This window comes from Herbaspirillum lusitanum, assembly GCF_026127345.1.
In the GTDB taxonomy this organism is placed as follows: domain Bacteria; phylum Pseudomonadota; class Gammaproteobacteria; order Burkholderiales; family Burkholderiaceae_D; genus Herbaspirillum; species Herbaspirillum lusitanum.
This window is the reverse complement of record NZ_QXFG01000007.1, coordinates 171251-194776: the sequence shown is the minus strand read 5'-3', so window position 1 is coordinate 194776 and position 23526 is coordinate 171251. Positions and strand designations below refer to the sequence as shown.

General features: G+C 60.9%; 21 protein-coding genes. 4 read left to right on the top strand and 17 right to left on the bottom strand.

Annotated elements, in window-relative coordinates:
- Nucleotides 1–79: 79 nt before the first annotated feature.
- The 16 genes from folC to DXT88_RS08210 all read right to left on the bottom strand — a co-directional run bounded on the left by folC (nucleotide 80) and on the right by DXT88_RS08210 (nucleotide 19008).
- Nucleotides 80–1387, bottom strand: coding sequence for a bifunctional tetrahydrofolate synthase/dihydrofolate synthase (gene folC / locus DXT88_RS08285; protein ID WP_265212594.1), 1308 nt, complete (start codon nucleotides 1385–1387; stop codon nucleotides 80–82).
- 135 nt (nucleotides 1388–1522) lie between these two features.
- Entirely contained in the window at nucleotides 1523–2395 is an 873-nt protein-coding gene (accD, locus tag DXT88_RS08280) for an acetyl-CoA carboxylase, carboxyltransferase subunit beta (protein WP_029363269.1), read from the bottom strand.
- Between the two features lie 158 nt (nucleotides 2396–2553).
- Nucleotides 2554–3351: a tryptophan synthase subunit alpha gene (gene trpA / locus DXT88_RS08275; RefSeq protein WP_265212589.1), complete on the bottom strand. Its 798-nt coding sequence runs from the start codon at nucleotides 3349–3351 to the stop codon at nucleotides 2554–2556.
- 119 nt (nucleotides 3352–3470) lie between these two features.
- Nucleotides 3471–4730 (bottom strand): tryptophan synthase subunit beta, encoded by a 1260-nt coding sequence (gene trpB, locus DXT88_RS08270; RefSeq protein WP_265212587.1) that lies wholly within the window; start codon nucleotides 4728–4730, stop codon nucleotides 3471–3473.
- Nucleotides 4731–4772: 42 nt separating this feature from the next.
- Nucleotides 4773–5435 (bottom strand): phosphoribosylanthranilate isomerase, encoded by a 663-nt coding sequence (locus DXT88_RS08265; RefSeq protein WP_085944008.1) that lies wholly within the window; start codon nucleotides 5433–5435, stop codon nucleotides 4773–4775.
- Nucleotides 5436–5498: 63 nt separating this feature from the next.
- Nucleotides 5499–6320, bottom strand: a complete 822-nt coding sequence (truA, locus tag DXT88_RS08260; RefSeq protein WP_193365576.1) for a tRNA pseudouridine(38-40) synthase TruA — start codon at nucleotides 6318–6320, stop codon at nucleotides 5499–5501.
- A 211-nt stretch (nucleotides 6321–6531) separates the two neighbouring features.
- Nucleotides 6532–9186 carry a FimV/HubP family polar landmark protein gene (locus DXT88_RS08255; RefSeq protein WP_265212586.1) on the bottom strand — a complete coding sequence of 885 codons (2655 nt, stop codon included), beginning with the start codon at nucleotides 9184–9186 and terminating at the stop codon, nucleotides 6532–6534.
- Nucleotides 9187–9515: 329 nt separating this feature from the next.
- Nucleotides 9516–10622 carry an aspartate-semialdehyde dehydrogenase gene (asd, locus tag DXT88_RS08250; RefSeq protein WP_265212585.1) on the bottom strand — a complete coding sequence of 369 codons (1107 nt, stop codon included), beginning with the start codon at nucleotides 10620–10622 and terminating at the stop codon, nucleotides 9516–9518.
- Nucleotides 10623–10700: 78 nt separating this feature from the next.
- A complete protein-coding gene (gene leuB / locus DXT88_RS08245; RefSeq protein WP_016833447.1) occupies nucleotides 10701–11771 on the bottom strand; it encodes a 3-isopropylmalate dehydrogenase in 1071 nt (356 codons plus the stop codon).
- Between the two features lie 117 nt (nucleotides 11772–11888).
- The gene (leuD, locus tag DXT88_RS08240; RefSeq protein WP_016833446.1) at nucleotides 11889–12536 is read right to left on the bottom strand and encodes a 3-isopropylmalate dehydratase small subunit; all 648 of its coding nucleotides are present in this window, start codon (nucleotides 12534–12536) and stop codon (nucleotides 11889–11891) included.
- Between the two features lie 127 nt (nucleotides 12537–12663).
- Nucleotides 12664–12795, bottom strand: a complete 132-nt coding sequence (locus DXT88_RS08235; protein ID WP_029363265.1) for an entericidin A/B family lipoprotein — start codon at nucleotides 12793–12795, stop codon at nucleotides 12664–12666.
- A gap of 18 nt (nucleotides 12796–12813) precedes the next feature.
- Nucleotides 12814–14214: a 3-isopropylmalate dehydratase large subunit gene (leuC, locus tag DXT88_RS08230; protein ID WP_029363264.1), complete on the bottom strand. Its 1401-nt coding sequence runs from the start codon at nucleotides 14212–14214 to the stop codon at nucleotides 12814–12816.
- Between the two features lie 119 nt (nucleotides 14215–14333).
- Nucleotides 14334–15182 carry a M48 family metallopeptidase gene (locus tag DXT88_RS08225; protein WP_016833443.1) on the bottom strand — a complete coding sequence of 283 codons (849 nt, stop codon included), beginning with the start codon at nucleotides 15180–15182 and terminating at the stop codon, nucleotides 14334–14336.
- Nucleotides 15183–15368: 186 nt separating this feature from the next.
- Complete coding sequence (aroC, locus tag DXT88_RS08220) at nucleotides 15369–16466, bottom strand: chorismate synthase (RefSeq protein WP_265212579.1); 1098 nt, start codon at nucleotides 16464–16466, stop codon at nucleotides 15369–15371.
- Nucleotides 16467–16518: 52 nt separating this feature from the next.
- Complete coding sequence (locus DXT88_RS08215) at nucleotides 16519–18405, bottom strand: MFS transporter (protein ID WP_265212578.1); 1887 nt, start codon at nucleotides 18403–18405, stop codon at nucleotides 16519–16521.
- A 153-nt stretch (nucleotides 18406–18558) separates the two neighbouring features.
- The gene (locus DXT88_RS08210) at nucleotides 18559–19008 is read right to left on the bottom strand and encodes a CBS domain-containing protein (RefSeq protein ID WP_016833438.1); all 450 of its coding nucleotides are present in this window, start codon (nucleotides 19006–19008) and stop codon (nucleotides 18559–18561) included.
- A 226-nt stretch (nucleotides 19009–19234) separates the two neighbouring features.
- On the opposite strand from DXT88_RS08210, the gene DXT88_RS08205 reads away from it, so the two are divergent.
- Nucleotides 19235–19555: a DUF962 domain-containing protein gene (locus DXT88_RS08205; RefSeq protein ID WP_265212576.1), complete on the top strand. Its 321-nt coding sequence runs from the start codon at nucleotides 19235–19237 to the stop codon at nucleotides 19553–19555.
- On the opposite strand, the gene DXT88_RS08200 is transcribed toward DXT88_RS08205, so the two are convergent.
- On the bottom strand, nucleotides 19529–20875 hold the full coding sequence (locus DXT88_RS08200) for a YihY family inner membrane protein (RefSeq protein ID WP_265212574.1): 1347 nt from the start codon (nucleotides 20873–20875) through the stop codon (nucleotides 19529–19531). The genes DXT88_RS08205 and DXT88_RS08200 overlap by 27 nt on opposite strands.
- Before the next feature lie 143 nt (nucleotides 20876–21018).
- On the opposite strand from DXT88_RS08200, the gene wrbA reads away from it, so the two are divergent.
- From wrbA to DXT88_RS08185, 3 genes are read left to right on the top strand one after another with little or no spacing between them, the layout of a single operon-like run.
- On the top strand, nucleotides 21019–21630 hold the full coding sequence (gene wrbA, locus DXT88_RS08195; RefSeq protein WP_265212572.1) for an NAD(P)H:quinone oxidoreductase: 612 nt from the start codon (nucleotides 21019–21021) through the stop codon (nucleotides 21628–21630).
- Nucleotides 21631–22035, top strand: a complete 405-nt coding sequence (locus tag DXT88_RS08190) for a DUF2069 domain-containing protein (RefSeq protein ID WP_016833434.1) — start codon at nucleotides 21631–21633, stop codon at nucleotides 22033–22035.
- Between the two features lie 16 nt (nucleotides 22036–22051).
- The gene (locus DXT88_RS08185; protein ID WP_265212570.1) at nucleotides 22052–23494 is read left to right on the top strand and encodes an FAD-binding oxidoreductase; all 1443 of its coding nucleotides are present in this window, start codon (nucleotides 22052–22054) and stop codon (nucleotides 23492–23494) included.
- Nucleotides 23495–23526: the final 32 nt, after the last annotated feature.

Below are 23526 nucleotides of genomic sequence, written 5' to 3'. Positions count from 1 at the left end.
CTGAAAAATACGTGTGTGCAACAAATACCGCAGATCGCTGAAAATGCAGCGCAAACGGGTGCGAATCCAGTGCTGTGGTTCAATGCAATTCCGGCTTGTTCGCTTCCATGACGCCGGCGACGGTCAGGAAGGATCCGAAAACCACAATTCTATCATTCTCGGTAGCCCGGCTTTGCGCATTTGCGAATGCGGCAGCCGGCGATTCGAAGGTTTCTATGGTGCAGGCCGCGTCCGGCTTGAATTCCGGCTCGACGCCCGCTTCCAGCAATTTGTCCTTCAACTGCTGCGCCGTAGCAGCGCGCGGCAGCGGCAGGTCCGTGACGCACCAATGGTCGATCTTGCCCTTGAGGTGGCTGATCACGCCTTCGATGTCCTTGTCGAGCATCGAACCGAACACCGCATAGGTGTACGGATGGAAGCCCATGTTGTCGAGGTTCTGCGCCAGCGTGGCGGCGGCGTGCGGATTGTGCGCGACGTCGAGGATCACCAGCGGTTGTCCCGGCAGGACCTGGAAACGTCCCGGCAGCTCGACCGTGGCCAGCCCGGTGCGCACTTCCTGGGCGCCGATCGGCAAGAGATCGCGCAAGGCTTCCAGCGCCGCCAGCGCAGCGGAAGCATTGAGCAACTGGTTGGCGCCGCGCAGGCTCGGATAGGCCAGCGAGTTGCGACGTTGCGCGCGGCCGCCATAGGCCCACTGCTGCTTGTCGCCCTGGCAGTTGAAATCGCGGCCCATCAGCCAGAGGTCGGCGCCAATCGATTCGGCGTGCTTGATCAGCGACTTCGGCGGCATCGGATCGCCGCAGATGGCGGTCTTGCCGGAACGGAAAATACCGGCCTTTTCGAAGCCGATTTCTTCACGCGTGGTGCCGAGGTATTCGGTGTGGTCGATGTCGATGCTGGTGACGATGCCGACATCGGCATCGATCACATTGACCGCGTCAAGACGGCCGCCCAGACCGACTTCCAGAATCACCACGTCCATCTTTGCATCAGCCAGCAGCTTCATGATCGCCAGCGTGGTGAACTCGAAATAGGTCAGCGAGATGTCGCCGCGCTTTTCTTCCACTGCCTCGAACGCCGCGATCAGCGCAGCGTCCGAGGCGGGTATGCCTTCGACGCGGGCGCGCTCGTTGAAATGCAGGAAATGCGGCTTGATGTACAAACCCACGCGGTAACCGGCGCGCATCAGGATGGATTCCAGCATGGCGCAGGTGGAACCCTTGCCGTTGGTGCCGGCCACCATGATCACGGGGCAATCGAAACGGATGCCGAGCTGTTCCTTGACCTTGCCGACGCGCTCGAGGCCCATGTCGATGGACTTGGTATGACGGGTTTCAAGAAGTGTCAGCCATTCGGCCAGTGTGGAAGGTTTTGCTTGCGCTTGCATGAATGAGCCTGCGGTGTATCTGATGTGAACCTGAACTGAATCTGCATCGCCGAAAGGCGCGATGATGGACTTAAAAGCAAAAACCCGAACTTGCGTTGAATGACGACAAGTTCGGGTCTGTCTGCAGCATCGCGATCAGGAAACGGTTTCGGCCGCCTGATTTTGCAGCAACGCCAGCAGGCGTGCGATTTCTTCGCGCATCTTGCGGCGGTCGACGATCATGTCGATGGCGCCCTTGGTCACGAGGAACTCGGAACGCTGGAAGCCTTCCGGCAATTTTTCGCGCACGGTGTTCTCGATCACGCGCGGACCGGCGAAGCCGATCAGGGCCTTCGGTTCAGCCATCACGACGTCGCCCATGAAGGCAAACGATGCCGACACGCCGCCCATGGTCGGATCGGTCAGCACGCTGATGAACGGCAACTTCTTTTCGGACAGCTTGGTCAGCATGGAAGTGGTCTTGGCCATTTGCATCAATGACAACAAGCCTTCCTGCATGCGTGCGCCGCCTGTAGCGGTGATGCAGATGAACGGTACTTTTTGCTCCAGCGCCATTTGCGCGCCGCGGGCGAAACGCTCACCGACCACGGAGCCCATGGAACCGCCCATGAATTCGAATTCGAAGCAGGCGACCACGACCGGCAGGGTCATGATGGCGCCGCCCATGACGATCATGGCATCGGTTTCACCGGTGGATTCCAGCGCGTCTTTCAGACGGTCGGGATATTTCTTGCTGTCTTTGAATTTCAGCGTGTCGACCGGCAAGGTTTCCTGGCCGATTTCATAACGGCCGCCTTCGTCGAGCAGGGAATCCAGGCGCGCACGGGCGCGGATGCGCATGTGATGGCTGCACTTGGGGCAAACGTGGAGATTGGATTCCAGATCGGTACGATAGAGTACCGCTTCGCAGGACGGGCACTTGACCCATAAACCTTCGGGTATCGACTTCCGGCTTGCGGAATCGCTACGTTGAATTTGAGGCGGGAGTAATTTCTCTAGCCAGCTCATAGAAACCTCATTTAATTTCCGGTGGCGCATTGTACCAGAGGCCAACGCGCATAGCCGCGGATCGTGTTTTGTTTGCTTTCCTGCAAGTTTTCAAGCCCAGGAAAGCCCTTCTGCCGGGAGTTCAAGTCGCGACGGCCTGCCCTGCCCGCCGCGCCTGGTCAGGCGTCCAGCGCCTTGCGGATATCCGCCACGAAGGCCTGCACCGCCTCGACCGCACGCTCGCGCGGCGTGTTTTCCAGTTCCTGGATGATGCGGCTGCCGATGACCACCGCGTCCGCCACTTCGCTCACCGCCTTGGCCGTGGCGCCGTCGCGAATGCCGAAACCGACGCCGATCGGCAGTTTGACGTGTTTGCGGATGGCTGCAATGCGCGCCGCCACTTCCACGATGTCGATGTTGGCGGCGCCGGTCACGCCCTTGAGCGAAACGTAATAGCAGAAACCGCTGCTGACCTTGGCGACCTGCATGATGCGCTCCTCAGTCGAGGTCGGCGCCAGCAGGAAGATCGGGTCGAGGCCCTGGGCCTGCATCTTTTGCGAAAACTCTTCACACTCTTCGGGCGGATAGTCCACCACGATGGTGCCGTCCACGCCCGCTTCTTTCGCTGCGGCAATGAAGGCATCCACGCCGAAGCGCTCGATCGGGTTGGCATAACCCATCAGCACCACCGGCGTGGTGGTGTTGGTCTGGCGAAACTCACGCACGTAATCCAGCACGTCGTGCGTGCTGACGTTGAATTTCAGGGCGCGCTCACAAGCGCGCTGAATGACCGGACCTTCCGCCATGGGATCGGAAAACGGCACCCCGAGTTCAAGAATATCGACGCCGCCGGCGACCAGCGCGTGCAACAACGGCACGGTCAGGTCCGGCGCCGGATCGCCGGCGGTGATGAAGGTGACCAGCGCCTTCTTGTTGGCGGCCGCCAGCGCGGAAAAAGTGGATTGGATACGGGACATGGTATTGGAATGTGTTGTTCGTCGATCGGCCAGCACGGTTTTGTTTTGGTTGCTGCGCGCGGCGGATTTCAAGTCCGCCGCTCGCATGTCGGCTGGCGCCGTTTATTTGCTAAGCCTGCTTACCCTTGTCGCTGCTGGACGGTATGCATGTCCTTGTCGCCGCGGCCGGAAAGATTCGCCAGCACGATCCTGTCTTTCGGCAAGGTCGCCGCCAGCTTGGCTGCGTAGGCCAGCGCATGGCTCGACTCCAGCGCCGGGATGATGCCCTCGATACGGCAGCAGGTATTGAATGCAGCCAGCGCCTCGTCGTCGGTGATGCATTCATAGCTGGCGCGGCCGCTGTCTTTCAACCACGAGTGTTCCGGGCCGACGCCGGGGTAATCGAGACCGGCGGAGACGGAGTGCGTCTCCATGATCTGGCCGTTTTCATCCTGCAGCAGGTAGGTGCGGTTGCCATGCAGCACGCCGGGCGAACCCAGCGTCAGCGACGCCGAATGACGGCCGCTGTCGAGGCCGTCGCCAGCGGCTTCGACGCCGACCAGTTGCACATCCTTGTAGTCGATGTAGGGATAGAAAATCCCCATCGCATTGGAGCCGCCGCCCACTGCAGCGACGACATAGTCCGGCTGGCGGCTGGCGATCTCGGGCATCTGCACGATGCATTCGTTGCCGATCACCGACTGGAAGTCGCGCACCATCATCGGATACGGATGTGGGCCGGCCACGGTGCCGATGATGTAGAAGGTGCTTTCGACATTGGTGACCCAGTCGCGCATTGCTTCGTTGAGGGCATCCTTGAGCGTCTTGGAACCGGATTCAACCGGCACGACTGTCGCGCCCAGCAGGTTCATGCGGTAGACGTTCTGCAACTGGCGCTTGACGTCTTCGCTGCCCATGTAGACGATGCATTCCATGCCGAAGCGCGCACAAATTGTTGCGGTCGCCACGCCGTGCTGGCCGGCGCCGGTTTCGGCAATGATGCGTTTCTTGCCCATGCGCTTGGCCAGCAAGGCCTGGCCGATGACGTTGTTGATCTTGTGCGCGCCGGTGTGGTTGAGGTCTTCGCGCTTGAAGTAGATCTGCGCGCCGCCGGCCAGTTCGGACCAGCGCTTGGCGTGGTAGACCGGGCTCGGGCGGCCGACGAAGTGTTTCAGTTCGGTATGGAATTCGGCCAGGAACTGTTCGTCGTGCTGGTAATGCGCATAGGCGTCGCGCAATTCGTTGAGCGCATGCGTCAGGGTTTCCGACACGAAGCTGCCGCCGTACTGGCCGAAATGGCCGCGCGCGTCAGGCAGGTTGTAGGGCGCAGTCTGGTGCAAGGCTGCTGCGGAGACAGGCTGGCGCTCGGAAAAATTTCCGAGCGGATTTAATTCTTTCATTGCAATTCCTCTGCTGTTCGATCCAGGTAAGACGGCATTCGTTCAGATGTTGTCCGCCTGGCGCACCGCGCTGATGAAGGCGGCGATCTTGGCGGCATCCTTGATGCCTTTGGCTTGTTCGACACCGCTGCTGATGTCGACGGCGTGCGGGCGCACGCGCTGCACCGCGTCAGTCGCGTTTTGTACGCTCAAGCCACCACTTAAAACGACCCGAGGCGCGAGTTCTTCTGGAATGAGAGACCAATCGAAAACCTTTCCGCTGCCGCCGTATTGCTCAACCAGGGTGTCGAGCAAGAGTCCCGTGAAATAAGGACTGGCGGAACGATAATCCTGTTCGTATTTTATCAAATCCGCAGGCGTGGTCGAACTTCCGATGCGTGCTGCGCGGATGAACGGTCGTTTTACTGCGGCGGCAATGGCGGCGCACTGTTCCGGCGTTTCGTCGCCATGGAATTGCAACAGCGACAACGGCGCCTGCTGCAGGATGGCCGCGACCTCCTCCGCGCCGGCATTGACGAACAGGCCCACGGTCGAGACGAATGGCGGCGCCGCAGAGATCAGTTGCGCAGCGACATCGGCCGTGACATAGCGCGGGCTCTTGGCGTAAAACACGAAGCCGATCGCATCGGCGCCGGCCGCAACGGCGGCGACGACATCTTCAGCGCGGGTCAAGCCGCAAATCTTGATTCTGGTCCTGGACATGATCACTAAATGAGAGCGGGAGCGAAGGATAACAAGACGCCTAGTCTAACCGATTGGGCCAGCCGGCTACAGCCAGGGCCAGGCGGCGGCTTCCTGCGGCAGTTGCCAGCGCGCAGGATAGTCGACTTTGGCGAGATAGAGGCCATCCGGCATGAAGGTCGGCGCAGCGCAACCGCGGTCCTTTTGCGCCAGCACTTCGGCAATCCATTGCGGCGGCTGCCTGCCGTTGCCGACATAGATCAGCGAACCGACGATGTTGCGCACCATGTGGTGCAGGAAGGCATTGGCCTTGAGCGTGAAGACGATCATGTCGCCGTGACGACGCACTTGCAGTGATTCCATCGTGCGCACCGGCGACCTGGCCTGGCATTCGACCGCGCGGAAACTCGAAAAATCATGCATGCCGATCAGGTGATCCGCGCCTTGCTGCATCAGGCCGACGTCGAGCGGACGGAAAGTCCAGCCGGCCTTGCCCGCCAGCAGCGGCGAACGCACCGGGTGGTTGTACAAGACATAGTGATAGGTGCGCGCGGTGGCGCTGAAGCGGGCGTGGAAGCCGTCTTCGCGCTCGCCCGGATTGAGTCCGGATGCTTCTTCCAGCGCTACTTCGCAGGCCCAGCGCACGGCGATCGAAGGCGGCAGGAAGGCGTTCACGCCGCGCACCCACGAGGCTGTTTCGCGGGCAATGACGGTGTCGAAATGCACCACCTGTTCCAGCGCATGCACGCCGGAATCGGTGCGACCCGCGCAGGTGGTATCGATGTCGGTCAACGTGAATTTCTTGAGCGCGGCTTCCAGCTTGTCCTGCACGGTCAGCCCGTGCGGCTGGGTCTGCCAGCCCTGCCACGAGTTGCCGTCGTACTGAATGCCGAGCACGACGCGATGCAAAGCGGGCAATGGACGCGACTGCGCGTCGGCGGCAATGTTTTCGGCAGGAAGGGATGGTTCGGTCACGGCAGTCAACAAGTTGCAGCAGTCGCTTTGCAGCACGCTGCCCGGTTCAATGAATTTAAATGCAGGTTCAACAACTCAACAAATGCAAACGGGCGCCGCTGCCGGCGCCCGTCTCGTCCGTTTCCGGACATACGGCCCGCTACGCTCAGGACAGCTTGGACAGCATGTCGCGGGCGCGCGATATCTGGGCGTCGTTGCCGCCGCGGATGACTTCCTCGAGCAATTCGCGAGCGCCTTCCTTGTCGCCGATTTCCTGGTAGGCAGCAGCCAGGTCGAGCTTGGTCGACATTTCGGCGGTGAAAGCGGATTCGTCGTCTTCCAGCACGTCGACCGGCTTCGGTGTTTCCGGTGGGGGCAAGTCCAGGTCGATGTCGTTGAGTGCAGGCGCGGCCGGCTTCTGTGCGTCCTCTTCTGCCGGCTTGGCGCCGCTGTCGAGTTCGAGGTCGAAATCGATCTTGCTACCGATGTCAGTCGGCGGCGTGGCGCCCGGCTGGATTTCCGCGCCCTTGAAATCGTCCAGGTCGAATTCCAGGCCCTGGTCGGGTTCCGGCTCGGCGGGAGCCGGTTCTTCCGCAGGTGCGATCTCTTCTTCCTCGATGACGGCACCATACAGCGGATTGGTCGGATCAAGCACGATGCCCAGGGCCGCCGCCTTCTCCCACTCTTCGCCGATGCCGCCGGTGCCGGCATGCAACTCCTTGGCGACGTCGTTGAAGGCATCGACGTCCTGGCGCTTCGCATAGATTTCCAGCAGCTTGTTGCGGATTGCCTGCCGGTTCGGATCGGATTTCAGCGCCAGTTGCAGAATGTCTTCAGCCTGTTCTTCGCGGCCGAAGGAAATGTACATGTCAGCCTCTTCGATCGGATCGACGGCCTCGACTTCGGGCGCTTCGGCGACCGGCGTTGCGGCTGGCTCTTCAACCACGGCAACCGGTTCGGGAGCGGGCTTTTCCGCTTCCGCAGCAACTGCCGCCGCCGCTACAGCTGCGGCTTCAACCGCCGGCGGCGTTTCCTTGGGCGACGCCGCCGGCTCATCCTCCTGTTCGGGATCGCCTGCTGCCGCCGCGGCAGCCTTCTTCTTGTTGTTGCGCACGCGCACGACGCCCCACGCCGCCAGCAAGGCGACCAGCGCACCGGCGCCCGGCAACACGAAAGGATTGTCCTGGATACGATCAAAGAAGCTGGCGGTCGCGACCGGGCCGGGGACCACGGCGACTTTGGGCTTTACTTCGGCCGGAGCGGCTGCGGGAGCAGGTGTCGCTTCAGGCTTGGCAGGCTCGGGCGCCGGTGCAGGTGTTGCTTCAGCCGGTTTGGCTTCGACCGGCTTTTCTTCCGGCTTCACTTCCGCAGCTGCAGGTGCGGCGGCCGGAGTTTCCGGCTTGGCGGCGGCCTTCTGCTGCTCGCTCATTTCGGCCAGCGTCTTGTTCTTGATTTCCAGCAGCTTCTGCAAATCGCTGACGTTCTTCTCCAGCGCCTTGACGCGATCATTGGCTTCGGCGATCGCCTTGTCTGCTGCAATCTTGTCTTCGGCCGCAGCTTTTTCAGCGGCGGCGCGGTCTTTCGCTCCCGCACCGGCCTTCGACAATTGCAAGCGGTCGCGAGCTTCGTTGGTGGAAGATTTTTCTTCCACGCGCGCAGTCACTTTACCGCCGCCGCTTTGCCTGGCGTCGTTGGCCTTGCGCGCCGGACCGCTGGCGACCTGGCCTGCCAGCTTGTTGCGGTAAGCGTTGAAATCCTGCGCCTGCGCCACCACGGTGCTGCGCGCTTCACCCTTGTCGACCGCGCCGGCAGCGGCGGCATCCGGCACCGACAACACGCGGCCTGCACGCAGGCGATTGATGTTGTCGCCGATGAAGGCGTCGGGATTGGCGCGGTACAACGCGATCAGCATCTGATCCAGCGACACGGTGTTGTCTTTGGTGCGATTGGCGATGTCCGCCAGCGTGTCGCCTTCCTTGACGCGATAAGTCTTGTCGCCTGCCTTGCCTTCAGGCTTGGCTGCGGCGCCCTTGCCTCGCTTGCCGGTAGCTGCAGGGGCGGCTTCTTCGGACTTGGCGGCAGCGGGCTGAGGTACGGTTCTGGCAGCCACGGCCGCAGGCACCGGCGCGTTGGTCAAGCCACCCTGCTCGCTGCTGCGGCCGTTGCGGATGATTTCTTCAGCCAGCGGCGAAGGTGCGGATTTGGTGACGATGCTCGACACCGGCTCGTCGTCGCTGTTGTTGGTTGATGCAGACGACGCTGTCGCCGGTGCTGCAGCCGGTGCAGGTTTTGCGACTGGCGTAGCGGTAGTGGCAGCAACCGCAGCAGGTTTCGCGACAGCAGGCGCTGCTGCAGGCGGCGTCGCCGGCGCGGATTGCGCAGCCTGCGGCTTGCGCATGTCAGGCGGATCGAGCAGGAAGGTGTACTCGCGCACAAGGCGCGTGCCGCCGCCGCTCAATTCCAGCAGCAGATCGACGAAGGGCTCGTTGAGCGCCTGCGCAGAACTGATGCGGACCAGTTGCCGGCCCTGACGCTGTTCGACGGAAAAACGCAGCGACGACAATACCGGATTGAAATCGATGTTGGCCTTGCGGAAAGCGTCGGCCGGCGCCAGGCGGGCCACCAGCGAGCCTTCCTCCTCTTTTGATACTGAAGTCAGCTCGATTTCCGCGCGCAGCGGCTGGCCCAGCGCCGACAAGACGGTCAGCTTGCCGAGCCCGGCGGCATGCGCTCCCATCGGCAGGATGACTGCCAGGGTAACGGCGGCGCTCAGTTTTTTCAGGCGGGACAGCGGAAACTTGTTATCAGTATGTAGAGGCATGTTTGTATGGTGAGGTAGACGTTCCATAAAGAAGGCCTGAAGACCAAAGTTTATTTCATCAATGACAAGTAAAAATTCGACAGGTCAACGAAAGTCCTCCAAATTGCCACTAAGCAATGGATTTGACCAGCCCTGTTGCGACGATCAGTTTATTGACGCGGATGAGATAAATTCTGATTTTTAACATATCATCAAGAACTTAGGCCTGCAAGTGTAACCAAGTTCTCAAGATGGTCAAAACCCGCCAACATTCCGGGTACGGAATGTTTGACGGGTTAGCGTTGCAAATTGACAACGAAACGGGAGAAAACCCCACGTCTCGTCATCAATTATTTTCCAAGAATGATGCGCAGCATGCGACGAAGCGGTTCGGCCGCGCCCCACAGCAACTGATCACCGATCACGAACGCGGAAATGTATTCCGGCCCCTGGTTCAGCTTGCGCACGCGGCCGACGCCGATTTCCAGGCTGCCGGTGATCGATGCCGGAGTCAATTCCTTGACCGTGATGGCGCGATCGTTCGGCACCCATTTCACCCACTGGTTGCCCGCACGGATGATGGATTCGATCTCGGACAGCGGCAGATCGCGCTTGAGCTTGATGGTCAATGCCAGGCTGTGGCAACGCATCGCGCCGATGCGCACGCACAGGCCGTCGACAGGAATCGGCTTGTCGTTGCCGAGGATCTTGTTGACTTCGGCCTGGCCCTTCCACTCTTCCTTGGACTGGCCGTTTTCCAGCTGCGCGTCGATCCACGGGATCAGGCCGCCGGCCAGCGGCGCACCGAAATACTCGGTCGGCACGTCTTCGCGAATGGTCTTGGCAACCACCCGGTCGATATCCAGAATCGCCGACGACGGCGTCGCCAGCTCATCGGCCACGGCAGCGCTGATCACGCCCATGCCCTTCAACAGCTCGCGCATGTGGTTGGCGCCGCCGCCGGAAGCCGCCTGATAAGTCATGGAACTGACCCACTCGACCAGACCTTCCTTGAACAGGCCGCCCACACCCATCAGCAAGATGGAGTTGGTGCAATTGCCGCCGATGTAGTTCTTGACGCCCTTGGCCAGCGCATCGCGGATGACGTTGTCATTGACCGGATCGAGCACGATCACGGCATCGTCCTTCATGCGCAGGGTCGACGCCGCATCGATCCAGAAACCGTTCCAGCCGGCTGCGCGCAGCTTGGGGAAGATCTCGGTGGTGTAGTCGCCGCCTTGCGCGGTAATAATGATGTCGCATTTTTTCAGCTCGTCAATGCTGTTGGCGTCTTTCAGCGTCGTTGCCGTTTTGGCGAACGACGGTGCTTTACCGCCTGCATTCGAGGTCGAAAAAAATACCGGTTCGATGTGATCGAAATCACCCTCGTCCTGCATGCGTTGCATCAGGACCGAACCCACCATTCCACGCCAGCCTACCAAACCAACCAGTTTCATCATCTTTCCCTATTTATGAACTTCCATAATCAATGAACTACAACGTTAAAAAAACCACTACCGCGATCAACCCAGAACTCAGCCCAATGCCTTGACGACTGCATCGCCCATTTCCTTGGTGCCGACCTTGGTGGTGCCCTCTTCATAAATATCGCCGGTGCGATAGCCTTGCGCAAGGACTTTCTTCACCGCAGCTTCAATACGGTCCGCCTGTTCCGCCTTGTTCAGCGAGAAACGCAGCATCATGGCTGCCGACAGGATAGTCGCCAGCGGATTGGCGATGCCCTTGCCGGCGATGTCCGGCGCCGAACCGTGCGATGGTTCGTACAGGCCCTTGTTGTTGGCGTCCAGCGAGGCCGACGGCAACATGCCGATCGAACCGGTCAGCATGGCTGCCGCATCGGACAAGATATCGCCGAACATGTTTCCGGTCACGATGACGTCGAAATTCTTCGGCGCCTTGACCAGTTGCATGGCGGCATTGTCCACGTACATGTGGGTCAGTTCGACTTGCGGATACTCCTTGTGCACGTCGGTGACGATGTCTTTCCAGAACTGGAAGGTCTCCAGCACGTTGGCCTTGTCGACGCTGCACAGGCGATTGCCGCGCTTGGCCGCAGCCTGGAAGGCAACGTGGGCGATGCGGCGGATTTCAGGCTCGCTGTAACGCATGGTATCGAAGCCTTCGCGGGCGCCCTTGAACGGACCGTCCGGCGCTTCGCGCATGCCGCGCGGTTGGCCGAAGTAAATGTCGCCGTTCAGTTCGCGCACGATCAGGATGTCCAGACCGGCCACCAGTTCAGGCTTCAGCGACGAAGCGCCGGTGAGTTCCGGATAACAGATCGCCGGACGGAAATTGGCGAACAGTTGCAGGTGCTTGCGCAGGCCCAGGATGGCTTGTTCAGGACGCAGCGGGCGATCCAGCGTGTCGTATTTCCAGTCGCCGACGGCGCCGAACAGGATGGCATCGGATTCCTTGGCCAGCTTCAGCGTGCCGTCCGGCAGAGGATGGCCGTGGGCTTCGTAGCCTGCGCCGCCGACCGGCGCGGTTTCCATCTCAAACTTTTCGCCCAGTGTATTGAGCACGCGCACCGCTTGTTCAATGATCTCGGGACCGATGCCATCGCCTGGCAAAATTGCAATCTTCATGTCGTCGTCTTCTAGTCTTGGAAAATGGTAACGCCGGCTGCCGCACCTGCACCGGTCCAGGAGACCGTGCGATGGGACATCCGGCTAATCGGAAACTTCAGAAACCTGCAGATACGCTCAGATGGTATTGGCCAGCCAAGGTTGATCGAACAGGTGACGCTCTTCAAAAGCGCGGATTTTGTCCGCTTGGCGCAATGTCAGACCGATGTCGTCCAGGCCGTTGAGCAAGCAATACTTGCGGAATTCGCCGACCTCAAACGGATAAGTCTGACTGCCATTGGCGGTAGTAATGACCTGTTTTTCCAAGTCAATGATCAGGCGGAAGCCCGGGAATGCCTTCACTTCATCGAACAGGCGGTCGATCTGCTGCTCCGGCAGCACGATCGGCAACAGGCCGTTCTTGAAACAATTATTAAAGAAAATATCGGCAAAGCTCGGTGCGATCACAGCACGGAAGCCGTACTGATCAAGCGCCCACGGCGCGTGTTCGCGCGAGGAGCCGCAACCGAAATTCTTGCGCGCCAGCAGCACCGATGCGCCTTGATAACGTGCCTGGTTCAGCACGAAGTCAGGATTCAGCGGACGCTTGGAATTGTCCATGCCCGGCTCGCCATGATCCAGATAACGCCATTCGTCGAACAGGTTCGGACCGAAGCCGCTGCGTTGGATCGATTTCAGGAATTGCTTGGGAATGATCGCGTCGGTATCGACGTTGGCGCGATCAAGCGGAGCAACCAGACCATCATGGACAATAAATTTATTCATGGCACTTTTATCGATGATGGATCGCCGCACCATGCGGCAATCCGATCAGCCGGTTTCTTTTATCTCTTCAACAAAACAAATCAGCAACAGCGGTGCAGACGCACCGGCCGCCGCCACCACTGCATCATTACTTCTTGCTGGCGTCCTGCATCTTGTCGCCGACCTTCGAGACGTCTTCACCGAATCCGCGCACGGTATTGCATGCAGTCAGGGTCAGGAACGACACGGCCAGTGCAGTCAAAACGATTATTTTTTTCATGATTTCACCAAGATAGTTTTATAAAGAACGCACGTCAACGAAATGTCCTGCGATACCAGCAGCGGCAGCCATCGCCGGGCTCACCAGGTGAGTACGGCCGCCGGCGCCCTGACGCCCTTCGAAGTTGCGGTTGGACGTCGACGCGCAACGCTCGCCCGGCTCCAGACGGTCGGCGTTCATCGCCAGACACATCGAACAGCCCGGCTCGCGCCATTCAAAACCGGCATCGCGGAAAATCTTGTCCAGGCCTTCGCGTTCAGCCTGTTCCTTGACCAGGCCGGAGCCCGGCACCACCATCGCCAGCTTGACGTTGGAAGCGCGGAACTTGCCGCGCACCACCGCCGCCGCTTCACGCAAATCTTCGATGCGCGAGTTGGTGCAGGAACCGATGAACACCTTGTCGATGCGGATGTCTTCGATCGGTGTATTGGGCTTCAACGCCATGTAGGCCAGGGCCTTTTCCATGCCGTCGCGCTTGGTGGCGTCTTTTTCCTTGTCCGGATCCGGCACGCGGCTGTCGATGGCGATCACCATTTCCGGCGAGGTGCCCCAAGTCACTTGCGGCTTGATCTCCGTGGCGTTCAATGTCACGACCATGTCGAACTTGGCGCCCGGGTCGGAATGCAGCGTACGCCAGTAACTCACGGCGCGTTCCCAGTGCGGACCCGCAGGCGAGAACGGCCGGCCCTTGAGATAGTTGATCGTGGTGTCGTCGACCGCGATCATGCCGGCGCGCGCACCCGCTTCGATGGCCATGTTGCAGACCGTCATGCGGCCTTCCATGGTCAGCGCGCGCATGGTCGAGCCGGCGAATTCGATGGCGTAGCCGGTGCCGCCGGCGGTGCCGATCTTGCCGATCACCGCCAGGACGATGTCTTTTGCCGTCACGCCGTTCGGCAAGGCGCCGTCGACCTGGACCAGCATGGACTTGGATTTCTTGGCCAGCAGCGTTTGCGTCGCCAGCACATGCTCGACTTCGGAGGTGCCGATGCCGTGGGCCAGACAGGCGAAAGCGCCATGCGTGGACGTGTGCGAGTCGCCGCAGACCACGGTCATGCCGGGCAGCGTCGCACCTTGCTCAGGCCCGATGACGTGCACGATGCCCTGGCGCTTGTCGTTCATGCCGAAATAGGTCAGGCCGTATTCCTTGGCGTTGGCGTCCAGCGTCTCGACCTGCAAACGCGAGATCGGATCGGCGATGCCGTTGGCGCGATTGGTGGTCGGCACATTGTGATCGGCCACCACCAGATTGGCGGCATTGCGCCATGGCTGGCGACCGGCCAGCTTGAGGCCTTCGAATGCTTGCGGGCTGGTCACTTCATGCAATAGGTGACGGTCAATGTACAAAATGGCCGTTCCGTCTTGTTCAGCATGAACAACGTGAGATTCCCAAAGTTTGTCGTATAGCGTCTTGAGCATGATGATGCGGGCGTGTAAAGGCTACGCAAGTCGTTGAAATGAGCCTTTGATTATGCCATAAACACGCCTTTTCCGAGGCCGCAATGTGGTTTTGGCGCGCGTTCGGCAACGCTTTGCGGTCAACGCGTTTTCTTGCTCTGCTCGTAGAGCGGCATCACCCGCTGCGAATAGACGGTCAGATCGCTGATGCGATCGTCGCGCGAAGGATGCGTGGACATGAATTTCATCGGTTCGCTGCCGCCGATCTGCCCCATTTTTTGCCACAGGGAAATCGCAGCGCGCGGATCGTAACCGGCGCGGGCGGCGAGTTCCACGCCCATGCGGTCGGCTTCGGTTTCGTGTGTGCGCGAATTCGGCAGGCCGATCAGGCCCATGTAAGCGTACTGCGCGCCCTGCTGGCCGAGTTCGCCGACGCCGAGCAGCGAAGATCCGATGGAAATCAGCGAGCCGGTCACGGCCTGCTCGGAAGCCCGTTCACGCGCGTGTTCGCGCAAGGCGTGGGAAATTTCATGGCCCATCACGGCGGCCAGTTCGTCATCGGTGATCTTGAGTTTTTCGATCAGGCCGGTGTAGACGGCGATCTTGCCGCCGGGCATGCACCAGGCGTTGGCTTCCGGCGAGGTGATGACGTTGACTTCCCATTTCCACTTGGCGGCGTCGGGACGGAACGCCACGGTTTGCGGGATCAGCCGGTCGGCAATGGCGCGCACGCGGCGCACCTGGGCGGCGTTTTGATTCAGCGCGCCCTTCTTCCTTTGCTCGTCGAGCACCTGGGCGTATTCCTTGACGGCGGCGCTGTCGATTTCCTGTGCGGACAAGGCCATGCTTTGCGTGCGCGTCACGCCGACGGCGCCGCCCTGGGTGGTTTGCACGCTTTCGCAGGCGGTCAGCGCCAGTGCGGTCACTGCGAGCAGCAGCCGCGGCAGGAATTGTTGTCGATACGGTGTCTTCAGTGCCTGGTAGCCCATGCCATCCCCTCGTGAAAGATAAAAAATACGGGGAAACAACTGTCCGGCCAGGTCGATGCTACGGCGCTGCCGTGCATCGTTGTTGTGGACGCAATGTCTCCCCGTGCTTGCGGATCGTTCGACCGGCGCACGACAACTCGGTTCTGCTTGCCGCGGAAAAAGCGCGGCAAATTGTTGAAATTCGATTTATTTCTGGGCGGCGATCTGCGGCGTCGTCACGTGCACGTCGCCGCATTGCGCACGATGACGCAAGGCGTGATCCATCAATACCAGCGCCAGCATGGCTTCAGCGATCGGCGTGGCGCGGATGCCGACGCAGGGATCGTGACGACCGTGGGTTTCGACGTCGGTGGCGTGACCGGCCTTGTCGATCGACGGGCGCGGCGAACGAATGCTTGAAGTCGGCTTGATGGCGATCGATGCGGTAATGTCCTGCCCGGTCGAAATGCCGCCGAGGATGCCGCCGGCGTTGTTGCCGACGAAACCATCCGGCGTCAGCGCGTCGCCGTGTTCGGTGCCTTTTTGCGCCACCGACCTGAAGCCGGCGCCGATTTCCACGCCCTTGACGGCATTGATGCCCATCAGGGCGAAGGCGATCTCGGCGTCGAGCTTGTCGTAAATCGGCTCGCCCAGCCCGACCGGCACATTCTGCGCCACGACATCGATGCGCGCGCCGCACGAATCGCCGGCCTTGCGCAAGGCGTCCATGTAGTCTTCCAGTTGCGGAATGACGGTCGCGTTGGCGGCGAAGAAAGGATTCTCGCGCACGTGCTCCCATGATTCGAACGGAATCGCGATGTCGCCGAGCTGGCTCATGCACCCCTTGAAGGTGGTGCCGTATTTCTCGAACAGCCACTTCTTGGCCACCGCCGCCGCGCCGACCACGGGTGCAGTCAGGCGCGCCGACGAACGGCCGCCGCCGCGCGGATCGCGGATGCCGTACTTGTGCCAGTAGGTGTAGTCGGCATGGCCGGGACGGAAAGTATCAAGGATATTGCCGTAATCCTTGCTGCGCTGGTCCTGGTTGCGGATCAGCAGCGCGATCGGCGTGCCGGTGGTTTTACCTTCGAACACGCCGGACAGGATTTCGACCGTATCCGGTTCCTGGCGCTGGGTCACATGGCGCGAGGTGCCTGGCTTGCGGCGGTCGAGCTCTGGCTGGATGTCGGCTTCGGACAATTCCATGCCCGGCGGGCAGCCGTCAATCACGCAACCGATGGCCGGGCCATGGGATTCGCCGAAGGTGGTAACGGTAAACAGCGTGCCGAGGGTATTGCCGGACATAACGAAGCTCTGCTTTTAATGATCTGAAAGGGTGATTTTACCAGCGTAGGGATTACTTCCACTCGCCACGTAGTTCGCTCACGCGTTGCTGCAAGTATTCCGGCGTCGCCTGCTGCGCCGGAATCGGCTCGCCGACCGCCAACTCCAGCCGGGAAAACAAGCCGCGTTTGAACGAGCGATGGAAAGGATTGCCGGCGCCGCGCGTCAGCAGGCTGCCCCACAGTCCGCGCAAGGCCATAGGAAAAACCTGCACCGGGCTGCGGTCGATGATTTTCTTGATGCCGCCCTTGAATTCATTGATCTCGCCGGTGCTGGTCAGCTTGCCTTCCGGGAAGATGCAGACCAGATCGCCTTCATGCAGCGCCTGCGCGATGTCGACGTAGGCCTTTTCCATCAGCCACGGGTCTTCCTTGGCAGGCGCAATCGGAATCGCCTTGGCCGTGCGGAAGATCCACGACAGCACCGGCGTCCGGAAGATCCGGTGATCCATGACGAAACGGATCGGGCGCGGGCTGGCGGCCATGATCACGATGGCGTCGACATAGCTGACGTGGTTGCACACCAGCACCGCCGCGCCGTGCTTGGGAATCAGCTCGGCGTTGACGGTGCGGACGCGATGGATGGTATGGATCAGCATCCACGCCAGGAAACGCATCAGGAATTCCGGCACCAGCGAGAAGATGTAGGTCGCCACCAGCGCGTTGAGAATCGCCGTGACCAGGAAAATCTGCGGAATCGTGAAGCCCGAGCGCAGCAGCACCATCGCCAGCAAAGCCGCCACCACCATGAACAGCGAGTTCATGATGTTCATGCCGGCGATGGTGCGAGAAACGTGCTCCGGATCGCAGCGCGTCTGGATCAGTGCAAACAGCGGCACGATGTACAACCCGCCGAAGACGCCGATCATCGCGCAATCGAACAGGATGCGCAGGCTACCGTGCTGCACCACGAAACCGCTCATGTCAACTGCCGCCGTCGCGGTATAGCTGACGCTGGCGAAGTACAGTTCGAGTCCGAACACCGACAGGCCGATCGCGCCGAACGGCACCAGACCGATTTCCACCTTGTGGCCGGAAAGGCGTTCGCACAGCAGCGAACCGATGCCAATGCCGACCGAAAACACCATCAGCAGCAGTACGAACACGCTGTGGTCGCCATGCAGGTAATTCTTCGCATACAGCGGGAATTGCGCCAGCACGATGGCGCCGTAAAACCAGAACCAGGAATTGCCCAGGATCGACAGGAACACCGGGCGGTTGCGGCGCGAAAAACCGAGGTTGCGCACCATTTCCGTAAACGGATTCCAGTTGATTTTCAGATCGGGCGCCGGCGCCGGAGAATTGGGGATGCCCAGGCTGGCCAGCCAACCGAGCACGGCGAAACCGATCGTGATCGCCGCCACCATTTCCAGCCCGAACGGCTTGTGCACCACCAGCACCGCGCCGATTACTTCACCCAGCAGGATGCCGACGAAGGTGCCCATTTCGATCACGCCGTTGCCGCCGATCAGTTCCTGCGGCTTGAGTTGCTGCGGCAAATAGGCGTACTTGACCGGCCCGAAGATGGTTGAATGCACGCCCATGCCGGCCACCGCCACCACCAGCAACCACAGGTGATGCGTCATCCAGCCGTAGGCGGCGATGCCCATGATGGCGATTTCCAGCAGCTTGACGTAACGCGCCAGCCGGCCTTTTTCCATCTTGTCGGCCAGTTGCCCGGCGGTCGCCGAAAACAGGAAGAACGGCAGGATGAACAAACCCGGGATCAGGTTGTTGAGAAGGCCGGTGTCGATGTCGGTCCAGCTCAGCGCGTCATACGTCAGGATGGTCAGCAGCGCGGTCTTGAAAACATTGTCGTTGAGCGCGCCGAGGAACTGGGTCCAGAAGAATGGCGCGAAACGGCGTTGACCGAGCAGGGAGAACTGGCTGGATTGACTCATGGAGTAAAGATGAAGGGAAAAGAAATCGGGAACGAATGCGCGGACAGGGACGCAGGCATTCGGACAACAAAAAACCGCTCATGACGACATGAACGGTTTCTCTTGCAAGAGTGGCTTGCGGCTAATGCATCGGCAGGGCCGCCTGCGCGCAACTCAGCTATTCTCTTCTTCCGCCGGCCAGTCGCGGATATAGGCCTTGAGCATCTTGTTCTCGAAGCCCTGCGCGTCCAGCACTGCCTTGGCGACGTCATAGAACGACATCACGCCCAGCAGCGTCTTGGCGTCCATCACCGGCACGTAGCGCGCGTGCTTTTCGAGCATGATGCGGCGCACTTCGTTGAGGTCGGTGTCGGGCGTGACGGTGATCGGATGATCGTCCATGTGCTTGCGCACGCTGCTCGTTCCAACTGAGCCTTTGTTGTCCTGCAGTGTCTTGAGGACTTCGCGGAAGGTCAGCATGCCGACCAGCTCGCCGAATTCCATGACGACCAAGGAGCCAATGTCTTTCTCGGCCATTGCGTCTACGGCATCCGCAATCGGCGTGTCAGGGGTCACGGTGAAGAGAATGTTGCCTTTGACTTTAAGAATTTCAGAGACTTTCATGGTGTCATCCTTAAGTTATTGTAGCCATGGAGCGTCGGGCTCCTGTCCGGAATGTAGCCCATGCGAGAGCAAAAATCCACAAACAATGGCGGTATATGCATGGTACGAGGTTTGCGGACGGCCCACAATCCCACATTCGCAAAGCAATGCCGAAAATGAAATTTTTTCATTGATTCCGCCGGCGCCAAGGCCTACTCTGAAATCACAAGAACACAGGGAGACCAGCATGCCGACCGTCCTGCATCATGACAAATACACCAGCTTCGACGAGTTCTACCCGAACTACCTGAGCGAACATGCCAACCGCACCTGCCGCCAACTGCATTTCGCCGGCTCGACGCTGGCGCTGCTGTGCCTGGGAATGTTGCTGCTGACGCATAATTTCTGGTGGCTGGCGGCGGCGGTCCTGTGCGGCTACGGCTTTGCCTGGATCGGGCATTTCCGCTTCGAAAGGAACCGCCCGGCCAGTTTTCGCCAGCCGCTCTACTCCTTCATGGGCGACTGGGTCATGTACTGGCAACTATTGACCGGGCAAATATCGTTCTGAACCCCGACGGTCAGCGCCGATGACGTCGACCGGCGCTGACGAGGCAACTTCCCTCAAGTCCGGCGCCTGCGCACCTTCGGAGAAGTAAGACGCCAGCGTCTGATCCAGCACCAGCGACACCGCGCTTTCGACACGATTGACCAATTGCTGGTCTTCGCCTGCATGGGTGGCGCTGTCGAACACGAACAGGCGATACACGTCCACCAGCTTCAGCGATTCCGGATTGATCAGCAGCGTCCAGCGGTCCAGTCCGTCGGCCAGGCGCTTGTTCCAGGGCGACCGGCGTGGCGCGTCGCCCTTGAGCGAACCGACCCAGCCGGCTTCCAGCATCTTCTGCAGCAAGGTCTGCAATTCTTCCAGCCCAAGTTGCGTGCGTGTGCGCAGCAAGCCGGCGTCCACCTTCGCCGATTCGCCGTTGGCGCGCGCTTCATGCAGGATCTTGAGCACTTTCATGGCGTCGATGAACTCGCTGCCCGGCGACGCCACATGCCACCAGCGCTCGTAGCGCACGATCGGCAGCGCTGCGGTCACCAAAGCGCCCACCAGCGTGATCATCCACAGCATGTAAATCCACAGCAGGAAAATCGGCAAGGCCGCCACGGTGCCGTACACCATCGTGTAGGTCGGGAATTTCATGACATAGCTGGCGAACAGGCGCTTGGCGATTTCCACCCCCACGCCGGCCAGCAAGCCGCCCCAGACGGCGTCGCGCCAGTCCACCCATTGATTCGGCACGGCGATGTACAGCAGCGTGAACGCGCTGGTCGTCAGCAGCACCGAAATCAGCGTGTAAAAACTGGCGCCGATGAGCGGCACGCTGGTGACCACGCCGTTGGTGGCGGAATACAGATACGACGTCACGCTGATCGAAATCCCGATCAGCAAGGGGCCGAGCGTGATGATTGCCCAGTACACCAGGATGCGCTGCAGCAAAGGGCGCGACTTCTTGACGCGCCATATCTGGTTGAACACGCGATCGATGGTCGCCATGGTCAGCACCGACGTCAGGATCAGCGCCACGCCGCCGACCGCCGACAGGCGCGCCGACTTGGACGAAAACTGGTTCAGGTAGCCGAGGATGGTGCTGGCCACGCCCTTGGGCATCAGGCTCTGGACGAAATACGCCTCCAGCGCCGAGCGGAACGTGCTGAACAGCGGGAACGCGGTGAAGATCGCCAGCGCAATGGTCAGCAGCGGCACCAGCGACAGGATGGTGGTAAACGTCAGGCTGCCCGCCACCTGCGGCAGGCGATCGTCGCTCAGCCGCTTGGCGGCGAACCGGAACAAATCACGCAACTGGGTACGAGACAAGCCCTGCATGGGTTTCAGAAAAGTAAGCAAGAGAAAGCAATCAAAATCATGAAGAAGCCGGAACTGCGCCTCGTCATGCGCCAGGTTTCATTCTCGAAATGCGAGCAGTAAAACGCGTGCGATGGATAAATAAAGGCTCCTATAATACCAACATGCCGAACACAACTAATACAACGATACTGGTCCTTTACTACTCGAGACATGGCTCTACCCGCAAACTGGCCGAGCTGATCGCCCAAGGCGTGGAAAGCGTGCCGGGCTGCGATGCGCGCCTGCGCACCGTGCCCGCCGTCTCCACCGTGACGGAAGCCACCGAACCGGACGTGCCCGCCAACGGCGCCCCCTACGTCGAATTGAGCGACCTCGAACAATGCGCCGGGCTGGCGCTGGGCTCGCCGACGCGCTTCGGCAACATGGCGGCGGCGATGAAGTATTTCTGGGACGGCACGGCGCCGCAATGGCTGTCGGGTGCGCTGGCCGGCAAACCCGCCAGCGTGTTCACCTCGACCGGCAGCATGCACGGCGGCCAGGAATCGACGTTGTTGTCGATGATGATTCCTTTGCTGCACCACGGCATGCTGATCGTCGGCCTGCCCTACACCCAGCCCGAACTGATGAGCACCAGCAGCGGCGGCTCGCCTTACGGCGCCAGCCACTGGGCCGGCGTCAACGGCAACCAGGCGATTTCCGACGATACCCGCGCGCTGGCGGTTGCCCTCGGCCGCCGCCTCGCACAGAACGCCATCAAACTGCAGGAGACTTGAATGAGCACACTGAGCACGCATCGTTTTCGCATCTTCCATCTCGGCGCCGCCGTCAGCCTGGTCGCGCTGATCATCCTCTGCGTTGCCTGGGAACTGGCGCTGGCGCCGTTGCGACCGGGCGGTTCGTGGATGGTGCTCAAGGTGATCCCGCTGCTGTTCCCGCTGCGCGGCGTCCTCAAACGCGACGTCTACACCATGCAATGGTCGTCGATGCTGATCCTGCTGTACTTCACCGAAGGCATCGTGCGCGCCACCAGCGACCGCGTCGCCACGTCGATCACGCTCGGCTGGATCGAAGTCGCCCTCAGCTGCGTGTATTTCCTGTGCGCGGTCCTGTACCTGGCGCCCTACAAGAAAGCCGCCAAGGAAATCGCCCGCCAGGCCATCCAGAAGGCTTCGCAATAATCTTCCGGAAAACATCATGAGCGCAGCAGAACAAGATTTCTCCCAAGATTTTCCCCAAGATTTCCTGCAAGCCTGTCGCGATGCCCTCGGCGGCGCCTACGTCCTCACCGCGGATGCCGATACTGCCGGTTACCTGACCGACCAGCGCGGACGCTACACCGGCCGTGCGCTGGCCGTGCTGCGACCGGGCAGCACCGGGGAAGTCGCCGCCGTGGTCAAACTGTGCGCCCGCCATCTGGTGCCGATCGTTCCGCAAGGCGGCAATACCGGCCTGGTGCTGGGTAGCGTGCCCGACACCAGCGGCAAGGCGGTATTGCTATCGCTGACGCGCCTGAATCGCATCCGCGCAGTCGATCCGGTCAACAACACCATGACGGTCGAAGCCGGCTGCATCCTGCAAAACCTCCAGCAAGCCGCCGCGGCAGAGCAGCGTCTGTTCCCGTTGTCGCTGGCCGCTGAAGGCAGTTGCACCATCGGCGGCAATCTCTCGACCAACGCCGGCGGCACCGCGGTCCTGCGCTATGGCAATACGCGCGAACTGTGCCTGGGCCTGGAAGTCGTCACGGCAGAAGGCGACGTCATGAGCAGCCTGCGCGGCCTGCGCAAGGACAACACCGGCTACGACCTGCGCGACCTGTTCATCGGCGCCGAAGGCACGCTGGGCATCGTCACCGCGGCGGTCGTCAAACTGTTCCCGCAACCTAAAGCGCAAGTCACCGCGCTGGCCGCGCTGTGCACGCCGGACCACGCGCTGCGCCTGCTGAGCCTGGCGCAGGCGCATTGCGGCGCGGCGCTGACCGGGTTCGAGCTGATGTCGGATTTTTGCATGCAGCTGGTCGCCAAACACTTCCCGCCGCATCGCGCGCCGTTCGAGCGCCTCCATCCGCACTATGTGCTGCTGGAATTGTCGGACAGCGAATCCGAAGCGCATGCCTCCGAAATGTTCGAAGCCGTGATCGGCCTGGCGCTGGAGCAGGAGCTGATCGACGACGCCGTCATCGCCACCTCGATCGCGCAATCGAAAGCCCTGTGGCAATTGCGCGAGCACATCTCCATGGCGCAGGCGCATGAAGGCAAGAACATCAAGCACGACATCTCCGTGCCGATCTCGCGCATCGGCGAATTCATCCGCGTCACCGACGTGCTGGTGCAGCAGGCATCGCCCGGCTGCCGCATGGTCACCTTCGGCCATCTCGGCGACGGCAACCTGCACTACAACGTATCGCCGCCACCCGGCGTCAAGGACACCGACTTCATCCTCGAACAACCGGTCATCAATCGCGCGGTGCATGACAGCGTCGATAAATTCGGCGGGTCGATCTCGGCCGAACACGGACTCGGCGCGCTCAAACGTGAAGAAATCCTGCGTTATAAATCGCCGGTAGAACTCCGGCTCATGCGCGCCATCAAACAGGCGCTGGATCCGCACGGGCTGATGAATCCCGGCAAAGTGCTCTGACCGCAGCCGACGGCGGCGGTCGGATCCCCCGA